Annotated in this window: 12 protein-coding genes; 2 read left to right on the top strand and 10 right to left on the bottom strand. The window is 65.1% G+C overall.

The genetic code is table 11. From position 1 onward, the window contains the following. Positions 1 to 6: 6 nt before the first annotated feature. Positions 7 to 507 (bottom strand): GAF domain-containing protein, encoded by a 501-nt coding sequence (locus tag IP79_RS07995; RefSeq protein ID WP_054119008.1) that lies wholly within the window; start codon positions 505 to 507, stop codon positions 7 to 9. Positions 508 to 584: 77 nt separating this feature from the next. Here IP79_RS07995 and IP79_RS07990 point away from each other — a divergent pair, with 77 nt between their 5' ends. After that, positions 585 to 2,063: a PQQ-dependent sugar dehydrogenase gene (locus IP79_RS07990; RefSeq protein ID WP_054118702.1), complete on the top strand. Its 1,479-nt coding sequence runs from the start codon at positions 585 to 587 to the stop codon at positions 2,061 to 2,063. Here IP79_RS07990 and IP79_RS07985 read toward each other — a convergent pair. Next, positions 2,060 to 2,890, bottom strand: coding sequence for a DUF815 domain-containing protein (locus IP79_RS07985; protein WP_054118701.1), 831 nt, complete (start codon positions 2,888 to 2,890; stop codon positions 2,060 to 2,062). The two genes, IP79_RS07990 and IP79_RS07985, sit on opposite strands and share 4 nt — an antisense overlap. 1 nt (position 2,891) lies before the next feature. Then, entirely contained in the window at positions 2,892 to 4,646 is a 1,755-nt protein-coding gene (locus IP79_RS07980) for an acyl-CoA dehydrogenase (protein ID WP_054119007.1), read from the bottom strand. A gap of 73 nt (positions 4,647 to 4,719) precedes the next feature. On the opposite strand from IP79_RS07980, the gene IP79_RS07975 reads away from it, so the two are divergent. Continuing rightward, positions 4,720 to 5,649: an L-threonylcarbamoyladenylate synthase gene (locus tag IP79_RS07975; RefSeq protein WP_054118700.1), complete on the top strand. Its 930-nt coding sequence runs from the start codon at positions 4,720 to 4,722 to the stop codon at positions 5,647 to 5,649. On the opposite strand, the gene IP79_RS07970 is transcribed toward IP79_RS07975, so the two are convergent. The 7 genes from IP79_RS07970 to IP79_RS07940 all read right to left on the bottom strand — a co-directional run bounded on the left by IP79_RS07970 (position 5,646) and on the right by IP79_RS07940 (position 12,049). Then, positions 5,646 to 5,897: a hypothetical protein gene (locus IP79_RS07970; protein WP_324608180.1), complete on the bottom strand. Its 252-nt coding sequence runs from the start codon at positions 5,895 to 5,897 to the stop codon at positions 5,646 to 5,648. The genes IP79_RS07975 and IP79_RS07970 overlap by 4 nt on opposite strands. Positions 5,898 to 6,018: 121 nt before the next feature. After that, complete coding sequence (locus IP79_RS07965; RefSeq protein ID WP_054118698.1) at positions 6,019 to 6,861, bottom strand: head GIN domain-containing protein; 843 nt, start codon at positions 6,859 to 6,861, stop codon at positions 6,019 to 6,021. Positions 6,862 to 6,984: 123 nt separating this feature from the next. After that, entirely contained in the window at positions 6,985 to 7,518 is a 534-nt protein-coding gene (locus tag IP79_RS07960) for a CarD family transcriptional regulator (RefSeq protein WP_054118697.1), read from the bottom strand. Between the two features lie 221 nt (positions 7,519 to 7,739). Further along, positions 7,740 to 8,537: a YihY/virulence factor BrkB family protein gene (locus tag IP79_RS07955; protein WP_054118696.1), complete on the bottom strand. Its 798-nt coding sequence runs from the start codon at positions 8,535 to 8,537 to the stop codon at positions 7,740 to 7,742. Between the two features lie 59 nt (positions 8,538 to 8,596). Beyond that, positions 8,597 to 8,935, bottom strand: a complete 339-nt coding sequence (gene fdxA, locus IP79_RS07950) for a ferredoxin FdxA (RefSeq protein ID WP_054118695.1) — start codon at positions 8,933 to 8,935, stop codon at positions 8,597 to 8,599. Between the two features lie 10 nt (positions 8,936 to 8,945). Then, complete coding sequence (locus IP79_RS07945; RefSeq protein WP_233994129.1) at positions 8,946 to 9,311, bottom strand: RNA-binding S4 domain-containing protein; 366 nt, start codon at positions 9,309 to 9,311, stop codon at positions 8,946 to 8,948. After that, the gene (locus IP79_RS07940; RefSeq protein WP_054118694.1) at positions 9,308 to 12,049 is read right to left on the bottom strand and encodes a helicase-related protein; all 2,742 of its coding nucleotides are present in this window, start codon (positions 12,047 to 12,049) and stop codon (positions 9,308 to 9,310) included. Before IP79_RS07940 ends, IP79_RS07945 begins: the two co-directional genes overlap by 4 nt. Between the last annotated feature and the right edge of the window lie 199 nt (positions 12,050 to 12,248).

Genomic DNA, 12,248 nt, shown 5'->3' with positions numbered 1-12,248 from the left:
AAGCTGTCAGATCCGGGTGGATAGCAGTGCGGCCAGCGCCTCGATCCCGGTGGCATCGGCCTGTGTGAAGCGCGCCGGGTGCGGGCTGTCGAGATCGATCACCGCCACTACCTGCCCGTCGCGCAGCACCGGCACCACCAGTTCGGACTGGCTGGCCGCGTCGCAGGCGATGTGGCCGGGAAAGGCGTGGACATCCTCGACCAGCTGGGTCGCGCCGCTGGATGCTGCCGTGCCGCACACGCCGGTGCCCATGGGTATGCGGATACAGGCCGGGCGGCCGACAAACGGGCCCAAGACCAGTTCTAACGCCGGGCTAACCTTGGCGGGCGCCACCCTGTAGAACCCCGCCCAGTTGAGATCGGGAAGAAATTCCCACATCAGCGCCGCAACATTGGCCATGTTGGCAACCGCATCGGGCTCGTCCGCCGTCAAGGCGTCGGCCGCGTTCAGCAGCTCGCGGTAACGTTCGGCCACATCCTGACCATCGGCGGGCTTGAAATCATACACGGTGGGGGAGCCTTTCATTGCTATCCGCCAAATCTTGCCGGTTGCCGCTGACGCAGCCCGGCTCTATTCCCGCTCACATGGCCATCATACGCAAAATCGCAATCACCATCGGGATCATTCTTGTGATCGCCGTGGGTGCCTTCTGGTTCCTCAGCCGCGGCGACACTGCCGAACTTTCGGTCGAGGAGGTCGCCGGCACCGATCCGGTGCTGCAGGAAGCCAATCCGGAATCCTTCCCCACGGTGCAGATTGCCGAGCCGGTGGGCTGGGCGGCTGGCGAAAAGCCCGATGCTGCCGAGGGGCTTGAAGTGGTGCGCTTTGCCGAGGGGCTGGAGCATCCGCGCGTCCTTTATGCCCTGCCCAATGGCGATGTGCTGGCAACCCTGACCCGCGCTCCGGCCAAACAGGACAAAGGCGGCGGGGTGATGGACGCGGTGCGCGGCTGGATCGAAGGGATCCTGTTCGCCAAGGCCGGATCGGCGGGCGATTCCCCCAACCAGATCGTGCTGCTGCGCGATGCCGATGGCAATGGCTCTGCCGAAACCACGATTGTGATCCTTGAGGAAGGGCTCGATTCGCCTTCGGGGATGAGCTGGAATGATGGCACATTATATGTCGCCAACCACAACGCCCTGCTGGCTTTCCCCTATGCGCTGGGCAGCGACAAAGTCACCGGCGCTCCGCGCAAGCTGATGGATCTGCCCGGCGGCGGCGGCCACTGGATGCGCAACATCAAGCTCTCGCCCGATGGGCAGCGGCTTTATGTTGCAGTCGGATCGGTGAGCAATATCGGCGAATCCGGCATGGCGGTGGAAGAAGGCCGGGCGATGATCTGGGAATATGATCTTGCCGAAGGCCGCCAGCGCCAGTTTGCAGCGGGCCTGCGCAATCCCAACGGGCTCGATTTCAGCCCCTGGACGGGTGAATTGTGGACCACGGTGAACGAACGCGACATGCTCGGGTCCGATCTGGTGCCCGATTACCTCACCAACGTGCCGGTGGGCGCGCAATATGGCTGGCCGTGGGTCTATTACAAAACCAACCGCGATCGCCGGGTGGACGCACCGATGCCGCGCTTCCTGATGGAATATGTGCGCAATCCCGAATTCGCGCTTGGCCCGCATGTCGCGGCGCTGGGCATGGTGTTCAGCAAGGAAGGCGACCGGATGGGCGAGAGATTCGCCAGCGGCGCCTTTATCGCGCGGCACGGATCGTGGAACCGCAAGCCGCCTTCGGGTTATGACGTGGTGTTTGTGGACTTCGATGCCCGCGGCAATCCGGTGGGTAAGCCGGTGCCGGTGCTGACGGGCTTTCTGAAAGCCGATGGCACCACCCGCGGCCGCCCGACCTGGGTGGAATGGGCGGGTGATGGATCGCTGCTGGTGTCGGACGATACCGCAGGCATCATCTGGCGCGTGCGTTCACCCTCGGCAGCGCCTGCTGCGGCGATTGCGGCGCTGCCAAGCGAACGCCTGCCCGCCCGCGAACTGGTCGATCCGCGCGCCGCTTTCGAGGAAGATTACCTGCGTGAACAGGCCGGACAAAGGTCAAACTAGAGGGTCTTTCTCGCCCGCCCGGCGATTTCGGTAGCGAATTGCAGCGCGGTGCGGCCTGAACGGTTGCCGCGCTGGATCGCGAAAGCCATCGCTTCCTCTGCATCGAAGCCGAGGCCCGGCGGGGCGAGGTAGGCGGAGACAATGGCGAGGTAGGTATCCTTGTCCGCCGGGTGGAACCCCAGCGTCAGGCCGAAGCGATCCGCGAGTGCCAGCGCATCATCGCGCTCGTCGCGTTCGTGGATCGCGGCGCTGGTATCCTCGCGTTCGACAATGGCGCGGCGGTTGGCGGTCACCGCAAGGCGGATATGCGCAGGGCGCGGGGCGATGCCGCCGTCGAGCAGGCTGCGCAGAGCCAGCATTTCGGCCCGCCCGTTCGCGCCGAAGCCAAGATCGTCGATGAACAGCAGGAAACTGCGCGGTTGCTGTGCCAGCGCGGCGATCAGTGCGGGAAAGCTGCCAAGGGAGCCGGGGGCAAGCTGCACCAGCGCCAGCGATTGCGGCGCATCTTTTTGCACATCGGCCACACAGGCGCGCACCAGCGCCGATTTGCCCATGCCGCGCGCGCCCCAAAGCAGCACATCATGCGCCGCCGCGCCGCTTGCGAGCCGCGCGCAATTGTTGCGCAGCGCGACTTTTTGCGCGTCGATCCCGTGGAGTGTATCGAGCGGCAGCGCGTCCAGCACCGGCACTGGCACCGCCTGCCCCTGTGCCTGACCATCTTGCCACAGATAGGCCGGAGCGCATTGCCAGTCCGTGGGCGGCGGGGGCGGGGGCGCTAGCCGTTCGAGCGCGGCGGCGATCCGTTCCAGCGCGTCCCCCCGTTCCATCTCAACCGGCCAGGGCGGCGGCGGGGATGGTGTAGAGCCCTTCGGCCCCGGCGATGGCTCCGGCCTTCAGCCCGATGGCTTCGGGCACGACCCGGTCGAGGAAGAAGCGGACCGTCACCGGCTTGGACTGCGCGAGTTCGGGCGCTGCGCCTGCGGCCACGGCTTCGCCCTGCTTCATCAGCTGCCACCCGGCAACGCACACGGCGGCCATGGTGCAGAAGGGCACGCTGCCGGCAAGGCGATCATCAAGGCTCGCCTCGTCACGCATCCAGCGGGCGATATCCGCGCAATCCTGCGCCAGTGCGGCGAGGGTGCGCCCTTTCTCTTTGGCGCCTGAGGCTTCGCGGGCGATGGTCTCGAACAAAGCCACCATCGCTTCGCCGCCTTCCAGCCCGAGCTTGCGGGTCACAAGGTCAGCCGCCTGAATGCCGTTGGTGCCTTCATAGATCGGGGCAATCCGCGAATCGCGCCAGTGCTGCGCCGCGCCGGTTTCCTCGACAAAGCCCATGCCGCCGTGGATCTGGATGCCGAGGCCCGCCACTTCCACGCCGATATCGGTGCCCCATGCCTTTATCAGCGGTACCACGATTTCGGCCCGCGCCTTGGCGGCTTCATCACCCAGATTGCCGCGATCGACCTGCCCTGCGCAGTAATAGAGCAATGCGCGCGCGCCTTCGGTTAGGGCCTTCATGCGCAGGATCATGCGGCGCACATCGGGGTGTTCGATGATGGCAACAGCCGTCTTGTCGGGCGAACCGGCACGGGCGGACTGCACCCTGTCCCGCGCATAGGCGAGCGCCTGCTGCGTGGCGCGCTCGCCAATCTGCACGCCTTGGTTGCCGACATTGATGCGGGCGTTGTTCATCATCGTGAACATCGCGGCGAGACCCTTGTTCTCGTGGCCGACCAGTTCACCGATGCACTCGCCATTGTCACCGTAACTCATCACGCAGGTGGGCGAGGCGTTGATGCCGAGCTTGTGTTCGATGCTGACGCAGCGCAGATCATTGTGCGGGCCAAGGCTGCCGTCGGCGTTCACGTGATATTTGGGCACCACGAACAGGCTGATCCCGCGCGATCCCTCCGGCGCACCCGGCAGGCGGGCGAGGACGAGGTGGATGATATTGCCCGACAGATCATGTTCGCCCCAGGTGATGTAAATCTTCTGGCCGGTGATCTGGTATTTGCCCGCGTGCGGGCCTTCGTTGACAGGTTCGGCGGTCGATCGCAGCGCGCCGACATCGCTGCCCGCGGCGGGTTCGGTCAGGTTCATCGTGCCTGACCATTCGCCGCTGACGAGTTTGGGCAGATACATTGCCTTCTGATCGTTGGAGCCGTGATGCTCCAGCGCCTCGATCGCGCCGACGCTCAGCATTGGCAGCAGGGTGAAGGCCATGTTCGCCGCGCCGAGGTTTTCCAGCACATTGCATGACAGGGTGAAGGGCAGGCCCTGTCCGCCATGCTCTGCCGGGCTGGCAATCGCGTTCCAGCCCTGCTCGACATAGGCGGAATAGGCCGCATCGAACCCTTCGGGCAGGCGCACGCGGCCATTCTCCAGCTTCGCGCCTTCCAGATCGCCCTTGCGGTTCAGCGGAGCGAATTCGCCAGCCGCAAATTGCCCCACGCCTTCGACGATGGCTTCGACCAGATCGGCTTCGGCATGGGCGAAACGTTCGGACTGCGCCAGTTCCTCGATCCCGGCATTGATGCGGATGGCGAGCAATTGGTCGGCGGTCGGCGGGGTAAAGGGGGTCACTTCGGGGGCGTCCTTGCGTCGGGAAAGGGGCTGCGCACTTGGCAGGGCGGGGGTTTGAATATAGCGCCGGAGCATGAGCGGCAAGAACGTTACGGAAGTGGTGCTGGCAAACGCCGCAGGGATCGCGCGGGCGGCGCAAATCCTCGAATCGGGGGGGCTCGTCGCCGTGCCGACCGAGACGGTCTATGGCCTCGCCGCGCGCGCCGACAGCGCGGGGGCGGTAGCGAAGATTTATGCCGCGAAGGGGCGGCCCGATTTCAACCCGCTGATCGTGCATGTGCGCGATGTGCGCCAAGCGGCGGAATATGCCGATCTTTCACCGGCAGCTGTTGCGCTGGCGGATGAACACTGGCCCGGCCCGCTCACGCTGGTGCTGCCGCGCCGCGCCGGTGCGATTGTGGCTGACGCCGTGACAGCGGGCCTGCCGACCATCGCCTTGCGTGCGCCTGCGCATCCGGCGATGCGGTCCTTGCTGGAGGCAGTCGATTTCCCGCTCGCCGCGCCTTCGGCCAACCGTTCCGGCTTTATCAGCCCCACCTGCGCGGCGCATGTGCTCGCCTCGCTCGACGGGCGGATCAACATGGTGCTGGATGGCGGGGCGACCATGGCGGGGGTGGAATCGACGATTGTCGCGGTGCGATCCGATGGCAGGATCGAAGAACTGCGCCCCGGGCCGATACAGATCGGGTTGCAGGCGGCGGGCGGCGGTATCGAAGCGACGATAGAAGCTCCGGGCCAGCTCGCCAGCCACTATGCGCCGGGAAAGCCGGTGCGGCTGAATGCGCTGGAGGCCGCGCCGGACGAGTTCCTGATCGGTTTCGGCGCGGTGGCGGGTGATGTTACGCTGTCAGCGGGCGGTGATCTCTCCGAGGCCGCTGCGCGCCTTTACGCTGCCTTGCACGAAGCCGCAGATGCCCCGCAGCCGCGCATCGCTGTCGCCCCGGTGCCGGACGAGGGCATTGGCCGCGCGATCAATGACCGGTTGCGGCGGGCAGCGGCCTAATCCCGCTCCGGCTCTAACGGAATGCCCGGCATCAGCGCCTTCATTTCGGCACGGATCGCCTGGGCCTTGTCGCAGGCCGCATCATCGCCATCGGCGCAGCGTTCCATCTGCTTGTCGTAGTCGCGTTCCAGCTTGCCCAGCCGTTCTTCGCGCTTGCGGATTTCGCGCCCGCGATTCTCGTCGGCTTCGGACTGGCTGGTGGTGGCAAGGTCAACGCCCTTGCCCACGGCCCGCACCGGCAGGGTCACGACATCCGCCGCGGCGCGCGCAAGGCACCCTTGCAAGGTACAAGCGGCAAGAATCAATCCGAGGAGGGCAGGTGTGCGCATAGTCACGCAATCTCACCCACGCCTCGCCCGAAAGCAAATCCTATTCTGCGGGCTTGGCGACAATCGGGGCGGTTGGAGCCTTGGGTGCGATCGGAACGCCAGAAGTTTCCGGTGTTTCGACCGGCGCAGGGATCGCAGCGGTGGCGCCGCTGGCGCCGGGCGCGCAGGTGAGTGTGCCCGATCCGAATGCGCTAACGGTGCATTTGGCATTGCCGGTGACGTTGATGTCACCTGCACCGGCAATGCTGGCTGTCACTTCGCCATCCGAGGCAAAGGCAACATCGCCAGCGCCGCCGATGGCGATCTCCGCCGTATCAGCCTTTAACCCGGCCATTTCGACATCACCGCTGCCACCGATCGATATTTCGAGATTGCGCACGGTGCCCGCACCGCTGACCTTGCCTGCCCCGCCGATATTGATGCCGAGCCTTTCAGCGGCAACGGTGCCGAATTCGACCGTACCCGACCCGCCGATAGAGATTTCCGAGGTACTTGCCAGCGTCGCCGCTTTGATCGTGCCGCTGCCAGCGATGGTCACTTCGCGGGGCGCGGGCATGGTGATGAGGATGGTGGCGTTGCTGCTGCCGTTCCAGCCATCTTCACGGGTGATGCCGATTGTTTCGTCGTCGCGCACGAAGCGCAGGGAATCCGTGTTGCTGCCCTCAACCTTAAGCGTAAAGGTGTCCCCTTCGGTAAGGATCACGGTATCGCCCGAGGCGAGCACCACCTCCGACGGGGCTGGCCCGGCGATCTCGACCTCGGATAGCGGCACGCCCTTCTGACCGTTGATCTCGATATCCGCGCCCTCGCAAGCGGTGAGCGTGGACAGCGCGGCCAGCGCCGCGATGGCCGATGCGGCATGGCGGCCGGTCAGTTGGATCATGATATGCCTCTCCTGAAATGCTTAAGCGTATTGCCCGCATAATACACCAACGCGGGCCGCACAATGAAAAAGGGCCGCCCGGCGAAGGGCGGCCCTTTTTGTTCGCGTTGCGCGGGAAAAGCCTCAGGCTTCTTCGGCGCTGTCGTAATATTGCGGCGCGTGTTCGCGCAGCACATCGAGGATCTTGTTCAGCGCGGTCGGCTCGTCGGTTTCTTCCATCGCCGCGAGTTCGCGGGCGAGGCGGCTGGAGGCCGCTTCGAAGATCTGGCGTTCCGAATAGGATTGTTCCGGCTGGTCTTCGGGGCGGAACAGATCGCGGGTCACTTCGGCAATCGACACCAGGTCGCCCGAGTTGATCTTCGCTTCATATTCCTGCGCGCGGCGCGACCACATGGTGCGCTTGACCTTGGGCTTGCCCTTGAGGGTTTCCATCGCCTGCTTCAGCGTCTTGTCCGACGAAAGCTTGCGCATCCCGATCGCTTCGACCTTATTGGTCGGCACGCGGAGCGTCATGCGCTCCTTTTCAAACCGCAGGACATAAAGTTCGAGCTGCATTCCGGCGATTTCCTCGCTCTGGAGCTCGATAACGCGGCCAACGCCGTGCTTGGGGTAAACAACATAATCGCCGACGGTGAATGCGTTTGCGGTGCTTGCCATGCAAGATCCTTTCTGTGAGCCGTCCTGCCAGTGTGAGAGCGGACAACGATCCCGGCGGCGCGACCCGACCTCGGATGAGGGCAAGCGCCGGGAGCGGATCATCCGGTTTGGGGGTTGCTGGTGGTGCGGCCTTCCTGGTTTTCATCGCCTGCGCGGGCTGCGGGCCTGCGCGGTTGCATTATTATATAGCACGCTCGCAACAAAATTGCGAGTCGAACCTGTCAATCGCTCATAAGCCGGCTCGCCGCAGCAAAGTGCGCGCCCAGCAGCAGCAGCCACGCGCTGAGCCAGATCCAGGTCAGGAACACCACCACCGCACCAAGCGATCCGTAGGTCACGTCGTAATTGCCGAAATTGCTTGTATAAAAACCGAAGCCGGCACTGGCCGCGATCCAGCCTGTGGCAAATAGTGCGCCGCCGCGCATGGCTTGGGCGCGGGTTACGGCTTGCCGCTGCGGCACGATGCGATAGGCCAGCGCTGCCCCTGCGAATCCTGCTACCCCCATCAAAAAGTAACTGGCAAAAGCCCCGCCCGATCCTGCAAATATGGTCGAAACCATCGCGGTGATGCCCGCCATCAGGCCCAGCGCCAGAACAGCGCCCAATGTGATCGCCAAGGCGAGAAGGTTACCAGCGATAAAGCCGCGGTCCGGTTGCTCTGCAAAGGCCATGTCGAGCGCGGTGATCAGCGCGCCCGCTGCCACTCTTGCGCCCACCAGCGCCAGTGCGAGCGCAACGACCAGTCCCAGCCCGCTGCTCCCGCCGCGTTGTTCGGTGACGTTGTCGAGCTGTCCCGCCACCAGTTCGCCCGCCGCGCCGGGCAATGTCCGGGTAAGGCTTTCGCCGTGCGCGGCGATGGTTTGCGGGTCGACCGCCAGACCATAGGTCAGAAATGCCGCTGCCAGCAGGGGGACAAGCGCCAGAAATCCGTAATAGGCGATTCCGGCGGCGATCAGGCCGGCATTGCTATCGCTAGCGCGTGACCAGCCGGCCCTGAGAGAGGTAAGAAGAGACTGCATACCCTTTCAACAGGGTAGGCGCAGGCCTGTTCCAATCGCCGGGCGCAGGCAGGGGCCGATCAGTCGCCTTCGCCCGGTTCTGCGCTGAAATAGAGCTGGAACTTGTCCTTTTCGCCCTTGTGCGCATCGGCATCTTCGGGCGGCGCCTTCTGGCTGGTGATGTTCGGCCACTGGGCGGAATACTGGGTGTTCAGTTCCAGCCACTTTTCCAGACCGTCTTCGGTATCGGGCAGGATCGCCTCGGCCGGGCATTCGGGCTCGCACACGCCGCAATCAATGCATTCGCTGGGATTGATCACCAGCATATTTTCGCCCTCATAGAAGCAATCGACCGGGCACACTTCCACACAGTCGGTGTACTTGCACTTGATGCAGTCTTCGGTGACGACGTAAGTCATTGCGGCTCTTTCAAAAGCGATCTTCGGAATCGCCGGACAGAACGCCCGGCACAGGCGGCGACGCGCCTATGGTGTTTTGCCCTTTAGGGTCAAGTCCAGAGCCGTCAACCTCACGATAATGCGAACGCGCCTCGACAGGCGGCCCGCGGCGTTCGGGGAGGGAGAGCAGTTCGATCACCCTGACCTGCTGGCCCATGGCAATGGTCAGCACATCCCCGATACGCACCTGCTCGCTGCCACGCAGCACATGCTTTCTGTTCCGGCGCAAAGCGCGGGTTTCGATCAGTGACAGCGCGGCAGAGCGTGTGCGGGCAAAACGCAGGCAGACCAGCAGACGGTCGACCCGCACCGATCCGGCCGCGCCGCCCGCTGTCATCCTTTCAGCAGGTCCGCCAACTTGTCGAAAGCGCCGCCAGCGCGGGCCGGGCCGGTATCAACCGGGGGCCTGGCGGGGGTCTGGACGGGTCTGGCGGGGCGCTGGCCGCGCCTGTCATCCCCCTGCTGCCTGCTGTTGGCCAGCTTGCCCTTGGCTGGATGGTTTTTGGCTTGCGACCTGTCCTGCCCCTTGCGGCGGGCAGGCCTTTGATCGCGCCCATTATCGCCCTTCTCGTCCGGACGGCGCGGGCGCCAGTGCCAGCGATCGGGCGCGGGGGCGCCTTGCGCGCCTTCGGGCAGCACGCGGGCACGATCGCAGCGAAAGCCAGCACTGCCGAGCAGGCGGCGGGCGTTCTCCGCCTCCAGCCCGATCGACACTGCCAGCGCCAGATCGAGCCGGAAGGGGAGATTGCGCTCCTTCGGCTTGGCCGCTGTCACCACGGCGCGGGAATCGAAGGCGGCGCGCAGGATCTTTTCGGCCAGATCGACGCGGATCGCCTGTGACCCGGCAAAGCGGTATCCGGCGGGCAGACGCCCCTTGGCCCAGCTGCCTTCCGCCAGCACCGGCAGCATCGCGTCCTGAAGCGGGCGCGTATCCAGCCCCAGCGCGTGCAGCAACCGGCGCGGCGCGGGCTTGAGCAGCGGGGCCGCGAAAATATCAAGCGCGCCAAAGGTGATCCCCAGCTTGCGCAGATAGGGGCGCATTTCCTTGGGCAGGTGCTCCAGACCCGCTTCCTCGCGCGAAATCACCCCGCGTGCATCGATCAGGGTGATCACCAGCGCGCGTGCCTGCGACCCCGCCTCGGGATCGCGTGCGGCCTCTGCCAGCTTGCGCAAGGGATCAAGCGGTTCAAGCTGCTTGTCGAGCCATGCGGCAAGGCCCGCCTCCAGCTTTGCCTTGGCACTTTCCGAAAGCAGCACCACATCGCGGGTCAGGGCGAGTTTGGGCGCACCGAAGGGGTGGCCGGGGAAGGTGATATCCGCCAGCGCGCGGCCGCCACCCTGACCACGCCAGCGAATCGCGCCGCCGCTGATCTCCAGTTCGGCCAGCCCTTCACCCAGCAGCCAATCCGCACGCTTCTCCAGCAGCGCGGGCAGCGCCTTTTCGCCGGCCGCCAGCAGCATCCGCCGATCAGCCACGCCGGCATCGGGATCGACATGGAAGCGGAAGCCCTCAAGCCGCCCGATGGTTTCTCCCTCGACCGTCAACTGGCCATCGGGTTCGAGTGTGACGGGCAGCGCGCTTGCATCCTGCCCCAGCGATTTCATCAAGAGTGTCGTCCTTCGGTTCACGAATCTTTCGGTCAGCCGCGCGTGCAGCGCATCCGAAAGCTTCGCCTCGACCGCGCGAGCCCGCGCCGCCATTTCGTCTCGAGCCAGCACCCAATCAGGCCGCTGGCAGATATAAGCCCAGCTGCGAATCGCCGCGATTCGCCCTTGCAGCGTGTCGATGTCGCCCTGCATCCGGTCAAGTTCCGCGATGCGCGCAGCGACGAAATCCGCGCCGATATAACCCTGACCCAGGTCCTGCCACAGCCGCGCGATAAACCTTGCGTGCTGTTCCACGCCCAGATTGCGGAAATCGGGGAGCGAACACGCCTCCCAGAAGCGCCGCACCGATCCCGCCCCGCGCACCGATTGCCCGAGCGAATCTTCCGAAAGCCGCCGCAGCACCGCCATGTCGATCGCTTCGGGCGCGCCGCGCAGCACGGTTTCGGCAGGCCGCGCTTCCAGATCGGCGATCAGCGTGCGCAGGCTATCGAACCGCGGTGTGGCATCGCGCCAGAACAGATGCGTCAGCGGCGCGAACTTGTGTTCCTCGATCGCGTAGACTTCTTCATCGGTGAAGGCGAGCGGTTCACCCTGCTGGCTCGCCGTGCTCATGCCAGACAGCGTGCCGAAGGTGCCATCGCGCTGGTGCCGCCCGGCACGCCCCGCGATCTGCGCCATTTCCGCCGGGGTCAGCCGCCGTTTGCGCCTGCCATCATATTTCGACAGCGCAGCAAAGGCGACATGATCGAGATCAAGGTTCAACCCCATGCCGATGGCATCGGTGGCCACGATGTAATCGACCTCGCCCGACTGGAACAGTTCGACCTGCTTGTTGCGGGTTTCGGGCGAGAGCGCGCCCATCACCACCGCCGCGCCGCCGCGAAACCGCCGCAGCGCTTCGGCCATGGCGTAAACCTGTTCGATACTGAAGGCGACCACCGCGCTGCGTTTGGGCAGGCGCGAAAGTTTGCAGATGCCTGCATGGCTGAGGGTGGAAAAGCGCGGGCGGCTGGTGATTTCGGCCTTGGGTATCAGCGCCCTGACCATCGGTTCCAGCGATGCGGAGCCGAGGATCATCGTTTCCTCCCGCCCGCGCGCGTGCAGCAGGCGATCGGTGAAGATATGCCCGCGTTCGGGGTCTGCGCCCAGCTGCGCTTCGTCGATTGCCACAAAGGCGACCTCGCCGACGGTGCGCGGCATGGCTTCGGCGGTGCACAGGAAATAGCGCGCATCCGGCGGCTCGATCCGCTCCTCGCCGGTGATCAGCGCGACCTGCTTGTCCCCCTTGATGGCGCGCACGCGGTCATAAACCTCGCGCGCCAGCAGCCGCAGGGGGAAGCCCATCATGCCGCTGGAATGGCCGCACATGCGCTCGATCGCCAGGTGGGTCTTGCCGGTGTTGGTCGGCCCAAGCACGGCGCGCACGCGGCTGTCATCGCCGGGGCGGGGGGAAAGGGGCTTGTTCACGACTTTCAGGGTTCTGTCAGGCTTGCGGGCAGCGGGCAAGGGCGGCGGTCCGGCGTGCTGCCACCTACGCACAACACCTTATCGCATCCGCAGTGCGGCTGGTCGCTGGTTAACGCCGGATTTACTTTGTTCTGGCATCAAAATGCGACAAGGGGTGGCCTTGTGTGACAGTGAGCCTCGCAACATACGGGCGCCGCTT

The organism is Porphyrobacter sp. AAP60, assembly GCF_001296025.1.
GTDB lineage: Bacteria > Pseudomonadota > Alphaproteobacteria > Sphingomonadales > Sphingomonadaceae > Erythrobacter.
This window is presented reverse-complemented; position numbering and strand designations above follow the sequence as displayed.